Origin of the sequence: Nocardia rhamnosiphila NBRC 108938, from assembly GCF_000720425.1 — a bacterium.
GTDB classification, from domain to species: domain Bacteria; phylum Actinomycetota; class Actinomycetes; order Mycobacteriales; family Mycobacteriaceae; genus Nocardia; species Nocardia rhamnosiphila.
On the sequence record NZ_JOAJ01000002.1, the window covers coordinates 210,805 to 232,541 of the forward strand.

Annotated in this window: 17 protein-coding genes; 11 read left to right on the plus strand and 6 right to left on the minus strand. The window is 69.8% G+C overall.

Annotated elements, in window-relative coordinates; genetic code table 11:
• Nucleotides 1-60: 60 nt before the first annotated feature.
• Nucleotides 61-1,701: an ABC-F family ATP-binding cassette domain-containing protein gene (locus tag IG75_RS0109800; protein ID WP_030520880.1), complete on the plus strand. Its 1,641-nt coding sequence runs from the start codon at nt 61-63 to the stop codon at nt 1,699-1,701.
• A gap of 31 nt (nt 1,702-1,732) precedes the next feature.
• Here IG75_RS0109800 and IG75_RS0109805 read toward each other — a convergent pair whose 3' ends face one another.
• Together IG75_RS0109805 and IG75_RS0109810 are read right to left on the minus strand one after the other, a co-directional pair.
• Entirely contained in the window at nt 1,733-3,529 is a 1,797-nt protein-coding gene (locus IG75_RS0109805) for an MFS transporter (protein WP_030520881.1), read from the minus strand.
• Between the two features lie 61 nt (nt 3,530-3,590).
• Nucleotides 3,591-4,061 (minus strand): MarR family winged helix-turn-helix transcriptional regulator, encoded by a 471-nt coding sequence (locus IG75_RS0109810; protein ID WP_245713302.1) that lies wholly within the window; start codon nt 4,059-4,061, stop codon nt 3,591-3,593.
• A 226-nt stretch (nt 4,062-4,287) separates the two neighbouring features.
• Between IG75_RS0109810 and hrpB the strand changes: the two genes are divergently transcribed.
• Both hrpB and IG75_RS0109820 read left to right on the plus strand, forming a co-directional pair.
• Entirely contained in the window at nt 4,288-6,747 is a 2,460-nt protein-coding gene (gene hrpB / locus IG75_RS0109815) for an ATP-dependent helicase HrpB (RefSeq protein ID WP_036513258.1), read from the plus strand.
• A gap of 164 nt (nt 6,748-6,911) precedes the next feature.
• Nucleotides 6,912-7,877, plus strand: coding sequence for a peptidase (locus IG75_RS0109820; protein ID WP_156058800.1), 966 nt, complete (start codon nt 6,912-6,914; stop codon nt 7,875-7,877).
• 228 nt (nt 7,878-8,105) lie between these two features.
• On the opposite strand, the gene IG75_RS0109825 is transcribed toward IG75_RS0109820, so the two are convergent.
• Nucleotides 8,106-9,311, minus strand: coding sequence for a glycoside hydrolase family 76 protein (locus IG75_RS0109825; RefSeq protein ID WP_081876773.1), 1,206 nt, complete (start codon nt 9,309-9,311; stop codon nt 8,106-8,108).
• 258 nt (nt 9,312-9,569) lie between these two features.
• Nucleotides 9,570-10,565, minus strand: a complete 996-nt coding sequence (locus IG75_RS0109830) for a TetR/AcrR family transcriptional regulator C-terminal domain-containing protein (protein WP_051714451.1) — start codon at nt 10,563-10,565, stop codon at nt 9,570-9,572.
• 254 nt (nt 10,566-10,819) lie between these two features.
• Between IG75_RS0109830 and IG75_RS0109835 the strand changes: the two genes are divergently transcribed.
• The 3 genes from IG75_RS0109835 to IG75_RS0109845 all read left to right on the plus strand — a co-directional run bounded on the left by IG75_RS0109835 (nt 10,820) and on the right by IG75_RS0109845 (nt 13,586).
• Nucleotides 10,820-12,049, plus strand: a complete 1,230-nt coding sequence (locus IG75_RS0109835) for an FAD-dependent monooxygenase (RefSeq protein ID WP_030520887.1) — start codon at nt 10,820-10,822, stop codon at nt 12,047-12,049.
• Between the two features lie 26 nt (nt 12,050-12,075).
• Nucleotides 12,076-12,525 carry a VOC family protein gene (locus IG75_RS0109840; protein WP_030520888.1) on the plus strand — a complete coding sequence of 150 codons (450 nt, stop codon included), beginning with the start codon at nt 12,076-12,078 and terminating at the stop codon, nt 12,523-12,525.
• Between the two features lie 98 nt (nt 12,526-12,623).
• Entirely contained in the window at nt 12,624-13,586 is a 963-nt protein-coding gene (locus IG75_RS0109845; protein WP_210436797.1) for a hypothetical protein, read from the plus strand.
• Nucleotides 13,587-13,656: 70 nt separating this feature from the next.
• Here IG75_RS0109845 and IG75_RS0109850 read toward each other — a convergent pair whose 3' ends face one another.
• Nucleotides 13,657-14,274 carry a TetR/AcrR family transcriptional regulator gene (locus tag IG75_RS0109850; protein WP_051714509.1) on the minus strand — a complete coding sequence of 206 codons (618 nt, stop codon included), beginning with the start codon at nt 14,272-14,274 and terminating at the stop codon, nt 13,657-13,659.
• 187 nt (nt 14,275-14,461) lie between these two features.
• Here IG75_RS0109850 and IG75_RS0109855 point away from each other — a divergent pair, with 187 nt between their 5' ends.
• Both IG75_RS0109855 and IG75_RS0109860 read left to right on the plus strand, forming a co-directional pair.
• Nucleotides 14,462-16,717, plus strand: a complete 2,256-nt coding sequence (locus tag IG75_RS0109855; protein WP_030520891.1) for an MMPL family transporter — start codon at nt 14,462-14,464, stop codon at nt 16,715-16,717.
• Nucleotides 16,718-17,101: 384 nt separating this feature from the next.
• Nucleotides 17,102-17,950 carry an LLM class F420-dependent oxidoreductase gene (locus IG75_RS0109860; RefSeq protein ID WP_030520892.1) on the plus strand — a complete coding sequence of 283 codons (849 nt, stop codon included), beginning with the start codon at nt 17,102-17,104 and terminating at the stop codon, nt 17,948-17,950.
• Between the two features lie 251 nt (nt 17,951-18,201).
• Here the strand turns inward: IG75_RS0109860 and IG75_RS0109865 are convergent, their stop codons facing one another.
• Nucleotides 18,202-19,074: a TIGR03619 family F420-dependent LLM class oxidoreductase gene (locus IG75_RS0109865; protein ID WP_030520893.1), complete on the minus strand. Its 873-nt coding sequence runs from the start codon at nt 19,072-19,074 to the stop codon at nt 18,202-18,204.
• Nucleotides 19,075-19,130: 56 nt separating this feature from the next.
• Between IG75_RS0109865 and IG75_RS0109870 the strand changes: the two genes are divergently transcribed.
• The 3 genes from IG75_RS0109870 to IG75_RS0109880 all read left to right on the plus strand — a co-directional run bounded on the left by IG75_RS0109870 (nt 19,131) and on the right by IG75_RS0109880 (nt 21,727).
• Entirely contained in the window at nt 19,131-19,805 is a 675-nt protein-coding gene (locus tag IG75_RS0109870) for an EthD domain-containing protein (RefSeq protein WP_030520894.1), read from the plus strand.
• Between the two features lie 141 nt (nt 19,806-19,946).
• On the plus strand, nt 19,947-20,726 hold the full coding sequence (locus IG75_RS0109875) for an enoyl-CoA hydratase/isomerase family protein (RefSeq protein ID WP_030520895.1): 780 nt from the start codon (nt 19,947-19,949) through the stop codon (nt 20,724-20,726).
• A 20-nt stretch (nt 20,727-20,746) separates the two neighbouring features.
• Complete coding sequence (locus tag IG75_RS0109880; RefSeq protein WP_030520896.1) at nt 20,747-21,727, plus strand: ABC transporter substrate-binding protein; 981 nt, start codon at nt 20,747-20,749, stop codon at nt 21,725-21,727.
• Nucleotides 21,728-21,737 lie beyond the last annotated feature (10 nt).

The window sequence follows — 21,737 nt, forward strand, 5'->3', positions numbered from 1 at the left end:
CCGGCACCACGACGGCGGGCGGCCGAAGGGCCGCGCGGGCAAGCGGGCAGAATATGCGCGGTGAGCGCAACCTTGCAGGCCAGCGGACTGTCGGCCGGACACGCCGAACGCACCCTGTTCGCCGACCTCGAATTCACTCTCGCACCCGGCGACGTGGTCGGCCTGGTCGGCGTCAACGGCGCCGGCAAATCGACGCTGTTGCGCATGCTCGCCGACGGCGCTCCGGACGAGGGCACGATCACCCTGAGCCCGCCGGATGCCACCGTCGGCTATCTGGCCCAGGAACCCGAACGGATCGACGGCGAAACCGTGCTCGGATTCCTCGCTCGCCGCACCGGCGTCGCGCATGCCCAGCGGGTCATGGACGCGGCCGCCGAACGCCTCGGCGAGGGTGGCGCCGACGACTACTCCCCTGCCCTCGAGCGCTGGCTCGCGCTCGGCGGAGCCGACCTCGAGCAGCGCGCCGCGGAGATCGCCGCCGACCTCGGGCTCACCGGTAACCTCGCGGGCGGATTGGCGACGCCGATGACGGGCCTGTCCGGCGGCCAGGCGGCCCGCGCCGGTCTCGCCTCGGTGCTGCTGTCGCGCTTCGATATCCTGCTGCTCGACGAACCCACCAACGACCTCGATCTGGACGGTCTCGAACGCCTCGAACGTTTCGTCACCGGGGTCCGGACCCCGCTCATGATCATCAGCCACGACCGGGAATTCCTGACCCGCACCGTGAACAGCGTGCTCGAACTCGATCTCGCCCAGCAGCAGATCGGCTTCTACGACGGCGGCTACGACGCCTACCTGGCCGAGCGCGAGATCACGCGCCGGCATGCCCGCGAGGCCTACGACGAATACGCGGCCACCCGAACCGGACTGGAAGCCCGGGCGCAGATGCAACGCAACTGGCTGGAACACGGTGTACGCAACGCACGCCGTAAGAGCAAGAACGACTCCGACAAGGCCGGTCGCAAAACCCGCGCCGAATCCACCGAGAAGCAAGCCGCCAAGGCCCGCCAGACACAACGGCGTATCGAACGGCTCGATGTTGTGGAGGAACCGCGCAAGGAGTGGGAGCTGCGGATGACGATCGCGACCGCGCCGCGCAGCGGTACCGTCGTCGCGACCGCCGGTGCTGCCACTGTCACGCGCGGTGAGTTCACGCTCGGGCCGGTGACCACCCGGATCGACTGGGCCGACCGCATCGTCGTGTCCGGCGCGAACGGCTCCGGCAAATCCACTCTGCTCGCTTTGCTGCTCGGCAAACTCGCGCCCGAAACGGGTACGGCGACATTGGGTTCCGGCGTGCGGATCGGCGAGGTCGACCAGGCACGTGGCCTGTTCCGCGGGGAGGCCACGCTCGCGGCCACCTTCGGTACGGCGATGCCGGACTGGCCGGATGCCGAGGTGCGCACCCTGCTCGCCAAATTCGGCCTGCGCGGCCCGCACGTCAACCGCGCCTGCGACACCCTGTCCCCCGGCGAACGCACCCGGGCCGCACTCGCACTGCTCCAGGCCCGCGGCGTGAACCTGCTCGTCCTGGACGAGCCGACCAACCATCTCGATCTGCCCGCCATCGAACAGCTCGAGCAGGCCGTCGACTCCTTCACCGGCACACTCCTGCTGGTGACGCACGACCGGCGGATGCTGGACTCGGTGCGCGCGACCCGGCGCTGGCACCTGGCCGGCGGGCAGCTCATCGAGGAGTAGATGGGTGCCGAGGGCGGCCCCGGCACCGTCCTCAGCGCCGTACGGGTTCGTCGATCAGTTCGGACGGAGCCTCCCCCGACGCGAACGCGGCCACCGCGGCCAGCTCATCGCCGACCGATTCGTGCGTCTTCTCCTCGGCCGCCGCCTCCTTCGCACGACCGTCGGTGAAGAACGAGAAGATGGCACCGAGTACGCAGCAGACGAGCGCGAAGGTGAAGGCGGCGCTGAGACCGTCGGCGAACGGGTCGCTGATCAGGTGGGGGAAGAATTCCAGCCCGGTCAGGTGATCGATGGCGGTCTGCGGCAACCCCTGCAGCGCCTCGCCCCCGACCTGCTGGATGGGGTTGTAGCCGAGGAAGGCCGCGAACAGGATGCCGACGGTCGGCAGCGCGGCGATCCCCTGAGCGGGTGCGTCCGCCATACCGCCCGCGGTCAGCCCGTCGAACATCGCGGACGGCAGGTGCGCGCTCAGTCCGGCGATCATCAAGGAGAAGAACAGTCCGATCGACAGCACCATCGCCGCGTTCTGGAAGGTCGTCATCATGCCGGCGCCCGATCCGCGGGAGGTGTTCGGCAGCGAGTTCATCACCAGGGCGCGATTCGGCGAGGAGAACAGACCCATGCCGATGCCGTTGATCAGCAGGATCAGCGCGAACACCGAGTAGGAGAAGTCGACGGGCAGAGCGATCAGGGCACCGAAGGTCCCCGCGGTGATGATCATGCCGGTGGTCGTGAACCCCCTGGTACCGAGCCGGTCCGAGAGTGCGCCGGAGAGCGGGGCGCTGAGCAGGAAGCCGATCGTCATGGGCACCATGTAGATACCGGCCCACAGCGGAGTGCGGGAGTAGTCGTAGCCGTGCTGCGGCAACCAGATGCCCTGCAGCCAGATGATCAGGATGAACTGCAGGCCACCGCGGCCGATCGATGCCATCAGATTGGCGGCGTTACCGAACGCGAAGGCGCGGTTCCGGAACAGCGACAACTCGAACAGCGGACTCTCGACCCTGGTCTCGATGTACACGAACACGCCCAGTACGACGGCACCACCGATGATCGCCGTCAGTACCCAGGGGTTCGCCCAGCCCATATCGGAGTCCCGGTAGGGCTGGATGCCGTAGGTGATGCCGACCAGGATCGCGACGAGACCCACCGCGAACGTCGCATTGCCCCACCAGTCCATCTTCGCCTTCTTCCGCACCCCGGTGTCGCGGAGCTTCAGATAGGCCCACACGGTGCCGACGACGCCGAAGGGCACCGAGACGAGGAAGATGTAGTGCCACTGGATCGGCGCCAGCACACCACCGACGAGCAGACCCAGGAACGAGCCGGCGATGGCGGCGACACCGTTGATCCCCATGGCGAGTCCGCGCTGGTCGGCGGGGAACGCGTCGGTGAGAATGGCGGAGCTGTTGGCCATGAGGAAGGCGCCGCCGATGCCCTGGACCACTCGCCAGGCGATCAGCCAGATCGCCGCCGCGGGGCCGTCGAACCAGGTGATCGCCAAAAAGATCGACGACACGGTGAAGATGGCGAAACCCATGTTGTACATGCGGGCGCGGCCGAACATGTCACCGAGGCGGCCGAAGCTGACCACGAGTACGGCGGTGACGACGAGGAACCCCATCATCATCCACAGCAGATAGCTGGTGTTCCCGGACTCCAGTGGGTTGAGGTCGATGCCCTTGAAGATATCGGGCAGCGCGATCAGCACGATGGACGAGTTGATCGTGGCGATCAGCATGCCGAGGGTGGTGTTGGAGAGGGCGATCCACTTGTAGTGCGGTCCGGGATCCGCCGGATCCGCTGCTCGTGTGACGGGCGTGGTCATGGATGGTTCCTCCGAGCGATGGTTCAAGGAATGGCTGCGCCGCGCTGCGCATCGTCGGTAGCTACCGGGCGGGCCGGGTCATCCCGAGCGCGCCGGCCAGGATCGCGATCCCGCGGCCGACCGTCTCGCGATCGTCCGGGCCGAGGCTGTCGACGGCGTCGGCGAGCACCTGTGCTCGCCGGGTCCGGGCATCGGCGATCAGTTCGATCCCGGCCGGAGTCGGATTCAGCAGGCGGGCGCGACCGTCGTCGGGGTCGGGGGTGCGTTCGACGTATCCGTGCCCCTCGAGCACGGCGACGATCCGAGAGATCGTCGGCGCCGAAACCGATTCCCGTTCGGCGAGGGTGGACAGCCGGATCGGGGCGTGGTTGATGATCGTCCACAGCGCCGAGGCGACGCCCGCGCTGAGATTCCGGCTCTGGCCGCGCGTCCGCAGCGTTCGATTGATCCGGGTGAGCAGGTGATACAGGGTCGCGACCTCGGCGGGAGTGCCGAGCGCGCCGGTTGCCGAGATGCCCTCCATCGCGCCCATCTTTCATTCGTTCGATCGCACGAGATATGCGCTCGTGGCCAATTAGTTGCTTCCGCTAAGTAATCACACTGTAGCGCGCCCGGAGACGCAGGGCGCGGACGGTGTCCGCCGTCCGGGGCCGGGCATGTGGGCGTTGCCGGCGGTGCAACCCACGGGAGCAGCGGTTTTTCGTGCGGCCCGGTGGTGGATATCGCGGATCCGAGCCGATGCCGCAGACTGACCGGTAATGGAACTGCCCGCACTCCCCGACCTACCGATTCGTGACGTTCTCGATCATGTCGTCGAGACGTTGACCGAACGCGGGACCGCCGTGCTGGTCGCGCCGCCGGGGACCGGGAAGACGACCCTGGTGCCCCTGGCCCTGGCACAGCGTGCCGCCGGGCGGGTGCTCGTGGCCGAGCCGCGACGGTTGGCGGCTCGGGCCGCGGCCGGGCGGATGGCCGCGCTGCTGGGCGAGCAGGTGGGTGACACCGTCGGCTACTCGGTCCGGGGGGATCGACGAGTAGGGCGGCGGACCCGGATCGAGGTCGTCACGTCCGGATTGCTGGTCCGCCGGTTGCAGGACGATCCCGAGTTGACGGGGGTCGAGACGGTCGTGCTCGACGAGTGCCACGAACGGCATCTCGACGCGGATCTGCTACTGGCGCTGCTGCTGGACGCCCGGGCCGGATTGCGACCGGATCTGCGGGTGCTCGCGACCTCGGCGACCGTTGCCGCCGAACATCTTTCGACGCTCTTGGACGGGAACCACGCGGCGCCGGTCGTACAGGCCCTCGGTCGCACCCATCCGGTGGACACGACCTATCTTCCGTCTTTGCCACGGGAGCGGATCGAAGCACACGTCGCGCGCGCCACCCGGGCCGCACTCGCCGGGACCGCGGGCGATGTACTGGTCTTCCTCCCCGGTGCGGCCGAAATACGCCGGGTGACAGCGCTGCTGGGCGGGCTGGACGATGTCGATATCGTGCCGTTGCACGGCAGACTCTCGGCGACGGCGCAGGACACGGCGTTACGGCCCGGGCTCCGGCGGCGGGTGGTACTGGCCACCGCGGTGGCGGAGTCGAGTCTGACGGTGCCGGGAGTGCGGGCGGTGGTGGATTCGGGACTCGCCCGCACCCCACGGATCGATCGAGCACGGGGGCTGTCCGGCCTTGCCACCGTGCGGGTCTCGGCGGCAGTGGCCGAGCAGCGAGCCGGGCGGGCCGGGCGGGAGGCTCCCGGGTGCGTATGGCGATGCTGGCCCGAATACGAGCACGGCACCCTGCCGGCCTATCCGGAACCGGAGATCCGGACAGCGGATCTGACGCGATTGGCGCTGGAGCTGGCGTGCTGGGGCACGAGCGACGGACAGGGCCTCACCTGGTGGGATACGCCACCGTCCGGCGGATTGACAGCCGGCCGGGAGGTACTGCGCGCCTTGGGAGCCGTCGGCACCGACGGTGCGGTGACCGACCGTGGGCGGCGCATGGCCCGGATCGGACTGCATCCCCGGCTGGCGCGGGCATTGCTCGACGGCGCGGCTGTGGTCGGTCCGCGGGCGGCCGCGGAGGTCGTCACCGTCCTCGACGACGACACCCACCTGTCCGGTGTCGATCTCACGGCCGGTCTGCGGATGCTGCGCCGCGAACGACCGGCGCGCTGGCGGCGGGAGGTGGAGCGGCTGGCCCGCTCGGTCGAGGGGCCGGAAGGGGACGACGATCCGGCACTCATCGTCGCGCTGGCCCACCCGGAACGGCTGGCCCGGCGGCGCGGTGCGGGTTCGAGCAGTTATCTCATGGCCGGCGGTACCGCGGTGACGCTGCCGCCCGGCGCCGGCACAGGCGATGCCGAGTGGCTGGCGATCGGTGTCGCGACGCGCGATCCCGGGCGAGCCGAGGGCGTCGTCCGGTTGGCCGCGGTCGCCGATGAACAGTTGGCCCGCCGAGCCGCATCGAGCCTGCTGACCACCGTCGACGAGATTGATTGGATCGAGGGCGATGTGGTCGCGCGGCGTATCGAGCGACTGGGCGCGATCATCTTGTCGGCCACCGCCATTTCCGACCCCGACCCCGAGCTGCTCGGCGCGGCGATACGGCGCGGGCTGAACTCGACCGGTCCCGGTCTCCTGTCCTGGAATTCCGCGGCGATCGCCCTACGTCAGCGCCTCGACTTCCTGCATCGCACGCTCGGCGCCCCCTGGCCGCCGGTCGACGACGCGTCACTGCTCGCCGCCGCGGACAGCTGGCTCGGCCCTGAACTCGCCGCCGCCCGCCGGCGCGCCGACCTCGAACGGATCGACGCCGGCCAGGCGCTGCGTCGCCTGCTGCCCTGGCCGGAGGCCGCCCGCATGGACGAGCTGGCTCCCGAACGGGCCGAGGTCCCTTCCGGCAGCCGCCCCCGGCTCGACTACTCGGCCGACCCGCCGGTACTCGCGGTCAAGGTGCAGGAAGTCTTCGGCTGGACGGACACACCACGCCTGGCCGACGGCCGGGTGCCCATCGTGCTGCATCTACTCTCCCCTGCCCAGCGCCCGATAGCGGTGACCGCGGATCTCACCTCGTTCTGGCGGACCGGCTGGCCCGGGGTCCGCGCCGATCTGCGCGGCCGCTACCCCAAACATGCCTGGCCGGAAGACCCGGCCACCGTGCCCGCCCACCGGGGCACCGCCCGCAATGCCGGGCGTGACCGGCCGGGACCTACGCGCTGACCCCACGCTCCGGCCGCCGGGACGGCCCCGCCGGCCCTCGCTCTCCGGTTACGCCGCCGGCGGCGACCGGCCGAAGGCAGCGGGGTGATTGCGCTGTGATTGCCGGTACGCGCAGACTTGGGGCCGGGCATCGGTCCGGCTCAGCGCGCACCGGGAGGTCAGGGGTGACGATCCATCGCACGCTCACGCTCGTCGCAGCCGTGTTGCTCGCCGTCGCGGGCTGCGGTGACGATACCGGCACCCGGACCGGTGACGCAGGAGCTCCGGCGGCACCCACCCCGCCGCCGGAATTCTGGTCGGAATCCGCCGCCACCCCGCAGCGGCATGCGGCCGTCGCCGCGGCGACCCGGCAGATCGACGTCTGCGCGCTGATTCCCCGCGACACCCTCGATGAGCTGGGACTCGGAGATATCCAGAGCGTCACCGTCGGCCTGTATTCGTGCCGGGCCGCCCTCGACCCCGCGGCCGCGGGTGAAGCCGCCACGCTCACCTGGCATTCGACCCTGCTGCCCACCCTCATCCCGAACCGCGGCCGCAGCGAGCAACTCGGCGATGTGAGCACCCTGGTCGTCCCCGGCCGGGACGGCGATCCACGTGCCTGCGGCGCCACCGGCCGCTTCCCGGCAGGCGCCGCCTTCTACCTCAGCGTCTCGGCTCCGTACCGTGACTCGTGCGCGGTCGCCGACAGTGTGCTACCCGGCATGATCGAGCGCTGGCGGCAGTCACCGGCCCAGGGCACCTCACCCGACACCGTGCCCACGGTACTGCTCGGTGCCGACCCGTGCGCGGTACGCACGGAACTGCCCGGCACCGCCGATACCGATGAGCGCCGGCTGACCCAATGCCTGTTCCGGTACCGGGACGAAACCGTCACGGTGGTGTACGACTACCGCGTTCCCGACCAGCTACGGACCCGCAGCACCGAAGAGAAGATCGACGACCACGTCGTCTTCCGCTCCACCTCGCTCTACGACAGCAGTATCCCGATCTACTCGACCGTTGTCGGACCCGAATTGCCCTCCGGCAGTACCGCTTTCGTCTCGCGCATTCCGGTGGTCGAGGTCACCTCGGCCACCGATGATGTCGCCCGCGAGGTGATGTCGAAGGTGCTGACACTCTTCCCGCAGTGAGGATCCCGGCGGCCCGCCCTCCCTGCGTTGTACGCGCGGGCCGCTCCGGGTCTACTGCGTCCGCGGCAGGAATCGGAGCGGCGCCGATCCGGCAGGACGACCGGCACCGCCCTGGCGTCCACTCGGCGCCGATTTCCCAGCTCGTCTCTGGAGTCGGCCGGACCGCAGTGGTACGGCCCGCGCGGTGGGCACGAGGCGGGGCACCCGACAGCCGGCCGCGCCGACAGTTCAATATCCCGCGGCGGTGAGCCGGTAATCGGCTTCGAACAGCATCCACCCGCTCAGCTGCACCGAGAGATCGCGGCTCAGGTTCGCCGCGGAAGCAGGGGAGAAGTCCGTGAGCCGAGGAAATGCCCCGGGCTGCTCGGGCACCGTCACCGCCCGGGTCCAGTCCGCACCGAACAGTGGCAGGCCCTCCACCTCCGCCCGATGATCCCAGGCCGCCCGCGCGGACGCGTGCACGATGGCCGCGGCGGTGGTGTCGCCCAAGGACAATGCGGCCACCGCGAGATATCGGGCGAGGATCCCCATGAACAGGCCGGTATCGTCCTCGGCGGCCGCGACGATCACCCCGGCGTCGGTGAGCCCGGCCTCGGCCGCGTGGACCAGCGCCGCCACCCGGCGGCGACGTCCGGCCTCGCCGGTGCGGACGGCCAGCTCGGTTTCCAGGCCGATGGCCACGCCCTGGCAGTAGGTGTGCACGGTCCGGTCCACACGTCCGCCGGGTTCGTGGACACCGTCGAGGACCAGACCAGTACGGGTGTCGCGCAGCCGGTTGTACAGGAAATCGGCGAGCCGACCGGCGTGCGTCACCGAACCCAGACGCGCCAGCGCGATACCGGCCGGACCGTTCGTCGGGGCGTTGTAGTAGTCGGCGCCGAACCGCCACGGCAGCGCGCCGACAGCCGGATTCCAGCCCTCGATCAGGGCTGCCCGCAGTTCCCCGACGGCGTCGCCGAACCGGATACCGAGCAACCGGTCGGCCCGTTCGAGCGCCAGCGCCAGCCACGCCATATCGTCGTAGTACCGGTTGGTCCAGCCGGTGATATTGCGGGCACGGATACCGCGCGCGAGGGAAGCGACCCGGTCGACGCGTTCGGGGGTACGGGCACGATACGCGGCGTCCACCGCACAGTCGAGCAGGTGAGCTTGCCACCAGTAGTGCCACCGGACGAACGACCGCTCCGGTAACGAACCCGGCCAGGTGAGCGCGCCCAGCTGCGTCCGCGGCAGGCCCCAGAGGGTGCGCACGTGCCGCGTCACGACCGCCCGCTCGGCCAGATCCGCCCGTTGTCCGGCGGTTCCGGGGCGGGCGGACACGGTTCGGATGATCGGCCCCGCCTGTATCGGCTGGGCCAGTACGGTGAGTGCGATCCCGGCGCCGGCCGCACACAACACGCTGCGCCGGCTGATCTCCGTGTTCCGGCGATCCATCCGCCCGGACTCCCTTGCTGAACGACGACCCTCGGAGCTGGAAAACCGTGCGCTGAAAGTTTAACCCGGCACGACCCCGCCGGCACGGCGTCGAATACCTGCCCAACGGCGCACCGGCCGGACATCTCGGGCCGGCGCCCGGGCCACCGAGCACTCGAGCCGGACAACGCCCGGATGCGCATATCCACATATCGGCAAATAGGATCGACAGCCACGGTTCGGCCGCTGTCCGGCCATTCGACCGCTCCATGCACCGGATCAGATGGCGCGGACGTCGTCCGGAACCTCCGCAGCGGCAGCGCGGCGGCCGGCCGAGTCCGCGAGCAGTACGGCGAATCCGTCCAGATGCCGCGCGAGTCCGTACTCGAACAGTCCGTCCAGATCCGCGGTCGTCTCCTCCGGAGTCGCCGCGAGCAAGGGGAATCGGCCGGTGCCCAGCAGCTCGTGAGCGCGGGCACGCGCTGCCGCCCGCCATCCGTCGAGCGTGACACCGGTGTTCTGTTCGGCCTCGGCCTCCTCCGCCACCGACAGCGCCGCGGTGAGCACAAGCGAGTGCAACGTGAGGGCTTCACGCATCCGTACCTCCGCGGACAGCCCCGACCCGTCGAGGGCACGAAGGACCCATTCGGTCTGTGCCATCGTATTGAGCGCGAGCAGGGGCCGGGTGAACGAGACGACCCGGGGTAGCCAGAGATGCCGCCGGCACAACTGCCATTGCAGGCGGGCGATCCGCTCGAGATCGGCGCGCCAACCGAGCGCACCGGGCTCCGGGAGGTCGAGTTCCCCGAATGCCGCGTCGGCCATCTGGGTCAGTAGTTCGTCCTTGTTCGCCACGTACCGGTACAACGACATCGGGCCGATGCCGAGCTCGGCCGCCAGCCGGCGCATCGAGACCGCCTCGAGCCCCTCGGTATCGGCGATCGCGATGGCCGTACGCAGTAGACGCGCACGCTGTGGCTCGCCGCCGGCGGGTACCGCCCGCCGCGGCGCCCGGGTGATCACCGGGCCGGCCGCGGACGTGCCGGACGCGCTGACCACGGTGCCCGCACCGACCCTCGATTCGACCAGGCCCTCCGCGCGCAGCACCGCCGTCACCTTGGTCGCGGTCGCGACCGCGACCCCCCACCGCCGGGCGATCTGCCGCACGGAGGGCACCCGGTCCCCGGGCCGGAGTTCGCCCCTTTCGATCCGAATACGAAGCTGCGCGGCGATCGCCCGATACGGCGGTTCCGGTTGCTGCGCCTGTGCAGACATAATCCTCCCTCTTTCGGGTGCACTATCCGGGTCTCGCGCCGAGTGTACTAGTCCACACGGCAACCGCACTAGTTCACTATTTTCAGCCAAAACTGGTGTAAAACAATGGCTTGAACCTATTCTTGCGCCGTGTCCGATACGCCGTATCAGTACACCGTAGTAGCGATCATTCGCACGGTCGCCGTCCCTCCCCCGTTCCCGGAACCACCCGGCCTGGACGGAACGGCGGCCTCGACGGGAGAGCAGGAGAAGCGATGAAGAACCGGAGCATTCTCATATCCGGCGCCGGGATCGCCGGGCCGGCCCTGGCGTTCTGGCTACACAGATATGGTTTCCACCCGACCGTGGTCGAGCGCGCTCCCGCGCCCCGCACCGGTGGCCACCCGGTGGATATCCGCGGTACCGCCCGGCACGTGGCCGAGCGGATGGGGATCGTCGACCGGGTCCGGGCGGCGAACACCGGAGCGCGGGGTATGGCCTTCGTCGACGCGGCGGGCAACCGGGTGGCGACGATGGGCACCGAGGTGTTCGGCGATTCGGGCGGACCCGTGGCCGAGATGTCGCTCCTGCGGACCGATCTCGCCCGGATCCTCTACGACACCACCCGCGCCGACATCGAATACGTTCACGGCGACGCGATCGGCGCCGTCGCACAGGACCGTACGGGTGTCCGGGTCGGCTTCGAACACGGTGCGCCCCGGCGGTTCGATCTGCTGGTCGGCGCGGACGGAGTGCACTCGAACGTCCGGCAGCTGGTATTCGGACCGACACAACGCTACCTGCGCGACCTCGGTTCCTACCTCTCGCTGTTCACCACCACCACCGAGCGGGATCACGACGGCTGGCGGTTGATGTACACCGTGCCCGCGGGCAACGGCCGGCCCGGCCGGACCGCCGCTCTCTATCCGAAACCCGAGCCCGGCACCGCACTGGCCGGGTTCTTTCTGCGTTCGGCGCCGCTGTCCTACGACCGGGACGATATCGACGAACAGAAGCAGATCGTGGTCCGTGCCTTCGAAGGGGACGGGTGGGAGGTCCCCCGCATGCTCGACGCGATCCGGGATGCCACCGACTTCTACTTCGACAGAGTGGTCCAGATCGAGGTGGACACCTGGTCCCGGCAGCGGACGGTGCTGCTCGGGGACGCCGGTTACTGCGCGTCGCCGATGTCCGGTATCGGTACCAGCCTCGCACTCGTCGGCGCCTACATCCTGGCGGGCGAACTCGCCGCGGCCGACGGCGACCACACGGTCGCCTACCCCACCTACGAGGCGAAGATGCGCCGGTTCGTGGACCGCGCCCAAGAATTCGCACGCAATGCCGGCGACGGCGGCCTCATGCCGGACTCACGACTACAGCTCTGGCTGCGCAACCAGGCGATCCGCACCCTCCGGTATCTGCCGAGACACCTCGTCGGGCGCGGCATGGAGAAGGTGGCCCACACGGTCGAACTCGACGACTACCGCACCCCCGCCCATCACTGAGAAACCCGATACGAAGGAGAAAGACCATGCAAGCGAGCACATTCCTGTGGTTCGACGGGCACGCCGAGGAAGCCGCCGAACTCTACACCCGCGTGGTCGCCGGGTCGGCGATCCTGGACCGGCAACGCGACACGGACGGCCGTGTCGTCACCGTCGTCTTCGATCTCGGCGGACAACGCTGTATCGCCCACAACGGCGGACCACAGTTCACCTTCGGCGGTGGTATCTCGCTGTACCTCGACTGCGAGAGCCAGGAGGAAGTCGATACCGCGTGGGCGGCCCTCACCGAGGGCGGGAAGGAGGGGCCGGGCGGTTCGCTGACCGATCGCTTCGGGGTCACCTGGCAGGTCGTCCCGACCGCGCTCGCGGACCTGCTGACGGCCGCCGACCCGGCCGCGGCCGACCGTATCCTCACCGCGATACACGCCATGACCAGGATCGATATCCAGGGTCTGATCGAGGCACGCGACCGATGAGCGACCGGCCCGGGTCCGCGGCACCGCGGCCGGCACGGTGGTCTCCGCGCTCGGGGCCGGCGGTGCGGGACCGGGACGGACCGCCGGAGCAGGGACGCTTGCGCGCCGCGTGGACATTGGTGCTGCTGACCACCCTGTGCGCGGAGCTGACCTTCACCGCTGTCGCCGTCCCCTTCACCTGGCTGCTCCTGCCGCTGCTGATGGTGATGTACGGTGCCGGCGTCCTCGTGGTCCGCGAGGCCGTCACCCGGGCCGGCGGCGGGTGGCCGAGCCTGGTCGTGCTCGGCCTGGCCTATCAGCTGGCCGAGGACGGGCTCGGGTTACAGGCCCTGACGAGCCCGCACATGTACGGTGCCGCCGACTGGGGGTGGCGGGCATTCGGGGTGAACTGGACCTACTGGGAATCGCAGATCGGGGTGCACGTGGTGTTCAGTGTGCTCGTCCCGATCATGCTCACCGACCTGATCTTTCCGGCGCATCGCCGGCGCCCGTACCTGGGCACCCGCGGACTCGCGGGGATCGGGGTGCTGGCGGTGATCGGAGTGGTCGGGCTGCGGCTCGTCATCTCGGCCACCGAGGACCCCGGCTACCGGACCCCGTGGGCGTGGACGGCCGGATTCCTCGTCGCCATCGCGACACTGGGCTGGGCGGCGCTGCGCGTTCTACCGGGCCGGCGAATCCCCGGTCCGGCGTCCGCGCCGGCCGCACCACGGGTCGCGCTCGCCGGCGGTGCGGCCGCGGTGGTGACCGTCGCGTTCCTGGCCCTGCTGCTGCCGCCCGGACTGGGACCCGAGCCGGTTTTGGGTGCGGGCGTCCCACGCTTTCTCCCGCCGGCCCTCGCGGGTGCACTGGCATTCGGCTCCGGATGGCTGCTGCTGCGGTGGCAGGTCACGCCCGGTTGGAGCGACCGGCACCGCCTGTGGGTGGCCGGGGGCATCCTCACCGGTCACACCGTGTTCATGATGCCCGCGTCACCGGTCGCCGTGGTCACCGGCGCGGTCACCCTGGTGGTGGAGGTGGTCCTGCTCGGGCTGCTGGCACGACGACTGCCGAGCCGGTGAGGGTCACGGCGCGGCCGGAGGCGCGACAGCGGCCCGCCCGTGGCATCGGCCACGGTGGCCGGACCGCCGTTCACGGCCCGGGCTCGGCCGCGGGGGGCTCGGCGCGCAATGCGGCCAGCGCGAGCCGGGCATAGCGACGCCAGATATCGGCATCCCGGATATCGAGATCGATCAGGGCGCGCGCCGCACCGGAGACCAGGACCTGAACATCCATTCCGGTGGCGTCCGCGCGCAGGCTGCCCTGCGCGCGCCCCAGCGCCAGGATCTGCTCCAGATGCCGTTCCAGGCGTTCGTCGCCGAACCCTTCGACCCCGCTGAGGACCTCGATCATCAGCCGGTCCTCGGCCAGCCGGGTGGTGACCTGTTCCAGCAGCGCCTCGAGCGCGCGGTAGGCGTCGGTGCGCGCCGCCTCGGCGGCGTCGGTGGCGAGTTGATGGAACCAGTCGAGGTGCATCCGCGCCAGCGCGCGCACCAGATCCGACTTGGTCGGGTAACTGCGGTAGACGGTCGCCTTGCCCACGCCGGCGCGTGCGGCCACCTGCGGGATGGTGGCCCCGATGCCGTACTCGGTGAACACTTCGATCGCCGCGGTCAGCACGCGTTCGTGGTTCTGCCGGGCATCGGCCCGCCGCCCGGCCCAGCTCTCGGCGTCGTCGGTGTTCGTGGCGTCCCGCTCGGAAGTCGGCATGGTGGTCATCGTGCCGCCCGCAGGCCCGCCGGATGCGACGGTTCGGACTGAGACCCACGTCTCATCGCGGGGGTCGAGGTGAGTTGCTCCACATCTGCCTCCCTGAAGTGGACCCTCGGGTCCGGTTGCTCCTACCCTCGAGCATAACCGGACTACATGGTCCACATAATCACTTGGAGGAGCACCCATGGCGTGGCAGTTGTTCCGGCTCGGCCGGTGGTCGTTCGTCCACCGCAGGGTGGTAGCGGCCGTCTGGGTGGCGCTGCTGGCCGTCCTGGCGGTCGGGGCGGCGACATTGTCGGGGAAGACAAGCGAGAAGTTCGAGCTGCCCGGTATCGAGTCCACGCAGGCGTTCGAACTCATCGAGGAACGCAGTCCGCAGGCGAAACCCGACGGCGCGACCGCACGGGTGGTGTTCGAAGCGCCCGCGGGCCGGTCGCTGACCGAACCCGGCTACAGCTCGGCGATCACCGCGGCACTGCGCGGGCTGACCACCGAGAATGTGCAGTCGGTGACCGATCCGGTCACCGGGGGCACGATCTCCGAGGACGGCCGGGTCGGCTACGCCGCGGTCGGTTACAGCAAGACATCCAACGAACTCCTCGATTCCGACCGGACCGCGCTGGAAGACGCGGCGCACGCCGCGCAGGACGCGGGGCTGCATGTCGCCGTCGGCGGTGACGCGCTCACCGAATTCGAGATGCCACTGGCCGAGGTGATCGGCGTCGCGGTCGCGCTGGTGGTGCTGGCGATCACCTTCGGATCGCTGGTGGCCGCGGGCATGCCGCTGCTGACCGCGCTCGTCGGCGTCGGAATCGGGATGCTCGCCATCACCACCCTCACCGGATTCGTCGAACTGAGCTCGGTGACCCCGGCACTGGGCACCATGCTCGGACTGGCGGTCGGCATCGACTACGCGCTGTTCATCATGTCCCGGTACCAGAGCGAGGTCCGCGCGGGCCGCTCGCTGGAGGAGGCCGCCGGCCGCGCGGTCGGTACCGCGGGCTCGGCGGTGGTCTTCGCCGGACTGACCGTCGTCATCGCCCTGGTCGGTCTGGCCGTGTGCAATATCGGGTTCCTCACCCAGATGGGTCTGGGTGGTGCGTTCACCGTCGCGATCGCCGTGCTCATCTCACTGACCCTGCTCCCGGCCATTCTCGGCTTCGCCGGCGACAAGGTCATGCGCGGACGCCCGCGCTACCTGGCGAAGCAAACCGGTGGCACGGAGTTCCGGACTCACGGTCGCCGCTGGGTGGAGGGGATCTCCCGGCACAAATGGCCCGCACTGGCCGGCGGTATCGCCCTCGCCGCCGTGGCCGCCCTCCCGATGGCGTCCATGCAGCTGGCACTGCCCGACGACTCCAGCAAGCCCGCCGGGAGCGACGCCCGGGTGGCCTACGACCTGATCGCCGACAATTTCGGCGCCGGCGCCAACGGTCCGCTCGTCGTGGTCGTGGACACCGCGAACGCCCCGGACCCGGCGGCGGCCGTGCAGACGGCCACCGACCATCTGCAGGCACTGGCCGCGCGGGCGGGCTCGGATATCGCGACCGTCGTGCCGGCGGTCACCAGCGCCGCCCCGCAGGCGCAGCAGGCCTTCACCCAGCAACTCGCGACGGTCCGGTTCGCCACCCTCACGGTGATCCCCGGCTCCGGTCCCTCGGACCAGGCCACCAAGGATCTCGTCGCCGAGATCCGCGCCGCCGTCGCCGATCTGCCCGCCGAGACCGGCGCCCGCGCACTGGTGACCGGTCAGACCGCGGTCGGCGTCGATATCGCCAACAAACTGACCCAGGTGTTCCCGATCTACCTCGCCGTGGTCGTGGGGCTGGCGATCTTCCTGCTGATCGCGGTGTTCCGCTCGATCTGGGTGCCGATCAAGGCGGCGCTGGGCTTCCTGCTCTCGGTCGGCGTCTCGCTCGGCGCCACCGTCGCGGTCTTCCAATGGGGCTGGCTGAACCAGCTCATCGGCCTCGACAGCACGAGCCCGGTCCTGTTCATCCTGCCGATCCTGTTGACCGGCATCCTGTTCGGTCTCGCCATGGACTACGAGGTGTTCCTGGTCAGCCGGATGCGCGAGGCCTACGTCCACGGCGCACCGGCCCGCCGCGCCGTGCTCGAGGGGTTCACCCACAGCGCCCGCGTGGTGGTCGCCGCCGCGATCATCATGGTCGGCGTCTTCGCCGGATTCGCGCTCACCGACGATGTCATCCTCAAGACCATCGGTTTCGCGCTGGCGGTCGGCGTGCTGGCCGATGCCTTCCTGGTGCGCATGCTCATCGTGCCCGCGTTCATGTTGATCGTGGGCGAGCGGATCTGGTGGATGCCGAAGTGGCTGGCGCCGCTGGTGCCCGCCTTCGATATCGAGGGCGAGAAGCTCACCGAACGGCTCGACGGCGCCTCCGGTGAGCCCGCCGAGGAACGGGTCCTGGCCACCCAGTGATCCGGCATCCATTGCCCGACCGGCCGGACCGGCCCGCTCGCCGCAGTGGTCCGGTGCTGCCGCGGTCGCCTTCGACGAGGCGACCGCGGTCCGGTCGCGTTCCGAACCCCGATCCCCGGACTCACCGAACGGCTGCGGCTCCGAGCGGTCGAGACCGGGCACTTCCACACCGCGGTGATGCTGCGCTCGGAAGCAGAGCTACGCCGAGCACCGGCGGGCGACGGCCGAGCGTGGCGCGAGGACCACGACTCGGCTACGCCGGTGCATGCCTCGTGGCGCGCGGCCGAGGAGCGGCGCCCGCAGTCCCGGCCCCCTGGATTCGCCCGGCGGAGCAACCGCGATTCGGCTTGACCTGGAGCGCACTCCAACTTCTAGCCTGTGGGCATGCGATTCGCGTTCAAGACCTCACCGCAGGACACCACCTGGGCCGATATGCTGGCCGTCTGGCGGGCCGCCGACGATATCGAGATCTACGAATCCGGATGGACCTTCGACCACTTCTATCCGATCTTCTCCGATTCCACCGGGCCGTGCCTGGAGGGCTGGACCACGCTGACCGCACTGGCCCAGGCCACCGAACGCCTACGGCTCGGCACCATGGTGACCGGTGTGCACTACCGGCATCCCGCGGTACTGGCCAATATGGCCGCCTCGCTCGACATCATCTCCGGTGGTCGTCTGGAGCTCGGGATCGGCGCCGGCTGGAACGAGGAGGAGTCCGGCGCCTACGGCATCCCGCTCGGCACGATCACCGAGCGCATGGACCGGTTCGAGGAGGCCTGCCAGGTACTCGTCGGAATGCTGAGCCGGGAGACCACCGATTTCGACGGCAAGTTCTATCAGCTGACCGGTGCCCGCAACGAACCCAAGGGCCCGCAGCGCCCACATCCGCCGATCTGCATCGGCGGCAACGGTGAGAAGCGCACGCTCCGGATCACCGCCCGCTACGCCCAGCACTGGAATTTCGTCAACGGCACCACCGCGGAATTCGCGCGCAAACGCGATGTCCTGGCGGCGCACTGCGCCGATATCGGCCGCGATCCGAAGGAAATCCTGCTCTCGGCGCAGCGACGGCTCGACCCCGGTCTCGGCTACGGAGAGCTGCTCGAGTGGGCGGCCGCGCTGGGTGCCGAAGGGCTGGATCTCGCGATCGTCTACCTGCCGCCGCCGCACGATCCGGCGGTGCTGGAGCCGCTGGCCGAGGCCATCCGGGATTCCGGGCTCGCGTCGTGAACCGGGCCCGGACGGCTCGCCCCCGTATCTGCTGAACAGTTGTGTGCCGTGGGGCGAGTCCGCGGAGGGATCGAAGGGGACGTTGCGGCCCGGGGGTCCGGCCGGAGAACACGAACGGGTATCCGGCGACGGCCGAAACTGTCGAGTGACCGAGTGACCGAGTGACCGGGCAAAGATTCGCCGACGGCACGGCACCGGCCGGGCCGCGGCGGACGATCGGATCGCCCCGCGCGGCCCGGACGCCGAGCCGCTCAGGTGGTGCGGGCGATGACCTGCTCGGCGAAGCGGGACAGGTTCGCGATCTTGGTGTCCAGGCTCTCGGTGTCCTGCTCACGGGTGTAGGGGTTGCGGAAGCCGACGATCACATCGGTGACGCCCTTGTCCTCCAGACGCTTCACGCCGTCCACGGTGAAACCGTCCAGCGAGATGACGTGCACCTCGAAATCGTCGCGCGTTCCGTATTCGGCGCGCAACGCGCCGAGTTCGGCGAGTAGCCGGTCCAGTTCCGCCGGATCACCGCCGGCGTGCATCCAGCCGTCACCGAGCCGGGCGGCACGACGCAGCGCGGGGCGGCTGTGCCCGCCGATGAGCAACGGAATCGGTTCGGTGGGTACCGGCGCGATCTTGATCGGCGGCAGGTCGTAGAACTCGCCGTGGAATTCGAAATAGCCGCCGGCGGTGAGCCCGCGGACGATCTCGAGGCATTCGTCCATGCGCTTGCCGCGCTTGTCGAACGGCACATCGAAGATCTCGAAATCGTCGGGCCACGGGCTGATCCCGACGCCCAGCCCGAGCCGGTTGCCACTCAGCGCCGCCACCGACGCCGCCTGCTTGGCCACCAGCACCGGCGGGCGGATCGGCAGCTTCAGGACGAACGGGGTGAACCGCAAAGTGGTGGTGGCCGCGGCCAGGGCGGCGGCGAGCACGAAGGTCTCGACGAAGGGCTTGTCCTCCAGAAAATCCCGGCTGCCGTCCGGGGTGTAGGGATAGGTGGCATCGGAGTCGCGCGGATAGGCGATGCTGTCGGCCAGCACCATCGACGTGTACCCGGCCGCCTCGGCGGCCTGCGCCAAGGGGATGTAGTAGGACGGGTCGGTCATGGTCTCGGCGTAGGTGAACCGCATAATCGGCCTTTCTGCTGATCGGTCGGGTGAAGTAGAACACGTGCTAGTTTTTCGCGATGGCAAAACTGATCATCGCGCTGCACGGCACCGGCCTCGGCGCCCGGCTCGCCGCGCCGGAACTCCGGAACGCCCTGGCCACCGCGGGAGCGACCGCCGTCGCGCTGAACCTCGACGACGCCGATGTGGCCCCCGCGATGATGCGCTTCGGCCCTGCCGCACCGATCACCGCGCTGGTCTCGGTGTGGACCGACGGCGACCCCGCCGCCGCGCTCGACGTGGTGTCCGATGCGGCGGAGGAACCGGCCCCGCACGCCTACCGGGTCCGCGAACACGTCCGCCTGGACCCACTGCCGGTACCCGACGGCACCCGCAGCGACGCCCTGGCCGATATCGCGCTGCTCCGCCGGCCCGAGTCGATGCCCCGAGCGGAATACCTGCGGTACTGGCTGGTCCATCACACCCCGATCGCGATCCGCACCCAGAACACCGTGGCCTATATCCAGAACGTCGTCGAGGAAGCGCTCACCCCGTCGGCACCGGATATCGCCGCCGTCGTCGAGGAACATTTCCCCATGGCGGCGATGACCGACCCGCACGCGTTCTACGGCAGCGGCGGTGACAAGACCGAACTCGACCGCCGGATCACCGAACTGATGGCCAGCGTCGCCCGCTTCGGCGCGGACACCGGGCTGGACCTGATACCCACCAGCCGCTACCACTGGAACCTCTGAGAACACGGTTCCGCGGCGGCCGCCGACGCTGTCCGGGTTCGCTCACCGGACCCGCGACCGTGCCCGGGAAAACGCTGATCGTCGATACTCGAGCCCTCCCGCGGTTCGACGAACCAGCCAGACCATCGCATCGGAGCCGGTATGACCCTCAGCCCGCAACACGTCCGTGTGTCCGTCCGGGACGCAGTGGCCACCGTCGTCCTGGACCGTCCGCCCGCCAATGCCTTCGATCCCGGGCTCATCGCCGAACTGCGCACGACCCTGGAACCGCTCGCGGCGGACCCCGAGGTGCGGTGCCTGGTCCTGCGCGGTACCGGCCGGTTCTTCGTCGCCGGCGCCGATATCCGGGTGATGCGTGACCTGACCGAGGAAACGCAGCGGGCGATGCGGCCGTGGGTCGATATCGCGCGGCTGCTGGAAACCGCACCCAAACCGGTGCTGGCGGCGATCAACGGTCACGCACTCGGCGGCGGCGCGGAACTGACCCTGGCCTGCGATATGCGGGTGATGACCGAATCGGCGACCATCGGCTTCCCCGAGATCGACCTCGGCCTGTTCCCCGGCGCGGGCGGCAGTCAGCGCCTGCCCCGGCTGTTGGGTGCGCACCGGGCGAAATTGCTCATGATCGAGGGCAGCCGGCTGCCCGCCGCGGAAGCGCTGCGCATCGGGCTGGTGGACGAAGTCGTCGCGGACGCGCGCTTCGACGACCGGATCGACGAACTCGCCGCCGCCCTCGCCGCCAAACCGACCCGGACCGTGGGACTGCTCAAACATGTGGTCGACCAGGGCCGCGACCTCCCCCTCGACGACGCGCTGGACCTGGAGTTCGCCGCCGTCCTCGAACTCGTCCGCACCGCCGACGCGGCCGAAGGGCTGCAGGCGTTCCTCGACAAACGCGCCCCGTCGTTCAGCGGACGTTGAACCGGCCCGAAGGAGTCATGATGAAATTACGGAACTGGCGGCGCGGGATCGTCGCCGTTACCGCGCTCGCCACGGTCGCCCTGGCGGGAACGGCCTGCACCAGGCCCGCGACCCAGCAGGCCGGCGACTCCGGGGCGATCCGTATCTCGGTCGGCGTGGATCCGTCCTACGCGCCGTTCTTCCTCGCCGAGCAGGAGGGCATGTTCGAAGCGGCCGGTCTCGATGTCCGGATCGTGCAGACCGAGGGCGGCGCGGCCTCCGCCCAGAACGTGGTCGCGGGAACCTCCGAGATGTCCGGTAACGCCGACTCCACCGCGCTGACCGTGATGGCCGCCAACCCGAGTCTGCGCGCCCTCGGGGTGTACGAGGAGTCGACGCGGTACTTCCAGGTGGTGGTACGCGAGGGAATCGACCCGAAGTCCATCCGCAAGGTCGGCGTGTTTCCCGGGATCGGCCTGTACTTCACCGATCTCTATCTGATGAGCCTCGGATTGGATCCGGCCACCGTCGAACACGTCACCACAGGCCCGCCCGAACAGCCCGCGCTGCTGGGCCGCGGCGATATCGACGCGTTCGTCTCGTTCGACCCCTGGGTCGGGCAGGCGGTCGAAGGCGGCGGCCGGGTGGTGGCCACCAGCGGCGATTTCGGCGCCAAGTACACGCAGTGGCTGGTGGCGTCCGACGGGTGGCTGGCGGCCAACGAGAAGGTCGCGGCCGAGGTGTTCGATGTGCTGGCCGATGCCGCGGCCATCGTCGACGCCGATCCCGACCGCGCCGCCCGGGCGGTATCCGCGGCGATCCAGCTGGATCCGGCGGAGGCCCGGCGCACCGTGGACCAGATCGATTTCGGCGCGCGCGACTTCACCGACGAGGACATCGCCCGGGCCGAGGACCTGGTCACGTTCTTCCGGGCGCAGGGAAAGATCGGCGGCTCCGTGGATACCGGCCTGGTATTGCGCCGGGGCTGGCTGAACGAGCACGTCCTGGGCGCGCCCGCCTGATACCGCCACC

What these genes read in the sequence shown, in the direction of transcription:
- IG75_RS0109855 (WP_030520891.1), top strand. Translation starts at nt 14,462, where the DNA reads ATGGCGTGGCAGTTGTTCCGGCTCGGCCGGTGGTCGTTCGTCCACCGC.
- IG75_RS0109865 (WP_030520893.1), bottom strand. Translation starts at nt 19,074, where the DNA reads ATGCGGTTCACCTACGCCGAGACCATGACCGACCCGTCCTACTACATC.
- IG75_RS0109870 (WP_030520894.1), top strand. Translation starts at nt 19,131, where the DNA reads ATGGCAAAACTGATCATCGCGCTGCACGGCACCGGCCTCGGCGCCCGG.
- IG75_RS0109880 (WP_030520896.1), top strand. Translation starts at nt 20,747, where the DNA reads ATGAAATTACGGAACTGGCGGCGCGGGATCGTCGCCGTTACCGCGCTC.
- IG75_RS0109875 (WP_030520895.1), top strand. Translation starts at nt 19,947, where the DNA reads ATGACCCTCAGCCCGCAACACGTCCGTGTGTCCGTCCGGGACGCAGTG.
- IG75_RS0109840 (WP_030520888.1), top strand. Translation starts at nt 12,076, where the DNA reads ATGCAAGCGAGCACATTCCTGTGGTTCGACGGGCACGCCGAGGAAGCC.
- hrpB (WP_036513258.1), top strand. Translation starts at nt 4,288, where the DNA reads ATGGAACTGCCCGCACTCCCCGACCTACCGATTCGTGACGTTCTCGAT.
- IG75_RS0109830 (WP_051714451.1), bottom strand. Translation starts at nt 10,565, where the DNA reads ATGTCTGCACAGGCGCAGCAACCGGAACCGCCGTATCGGGCGATCGCC.
- IG75_RS0109825 (WP_081876773.1), bottom strand. Translation starts at nt 9,311, where the DNA reads ATGGATCGCCGGAACACGGAGATCAGCCGGCGCAGCGTGTTGTGTGCG.
- IG75_RS0109850 (WP_051714509.1), bottom strand. Translation starts at nt 14,274, where the DNA reads ATGCCGACTTCCGAGCGGGACGCCACGAACACCGACGACGCCGAGAGC.
- IG75_RS0109860 (WP_030520892.1), top strand. Translation starts at nt 17,102, where the DNA reads ATGCGATTCGCGTTCAAGACCTCACCGCAGGACACCACCTGGGCCGAT.
- IG75_RS0109835 (WP_030520887.1), top strand. Translation starts at nt 10,820, where the DNA reads ATGAAGAACCGGAGCATTCTCATATCCGGCGCCGGGATCGCCGGGCCG.
- IG75_RS0109805 (WP_030520881.1), bottom strand. Translation starts at nt 3,529, where the DNA reads ATGACCACGCCCGTCACACGAGCAGCGGATCCGGCGGATCCCGGACCG.
- IG75_RS0109810 (WP_245713302.1), bottom strand. Translation starts at nt 4,061, where the DNA reads ATGGGCGCGATGGAGGGCATCTCGGCAACCGGCGCGCTCGGCACTCCC.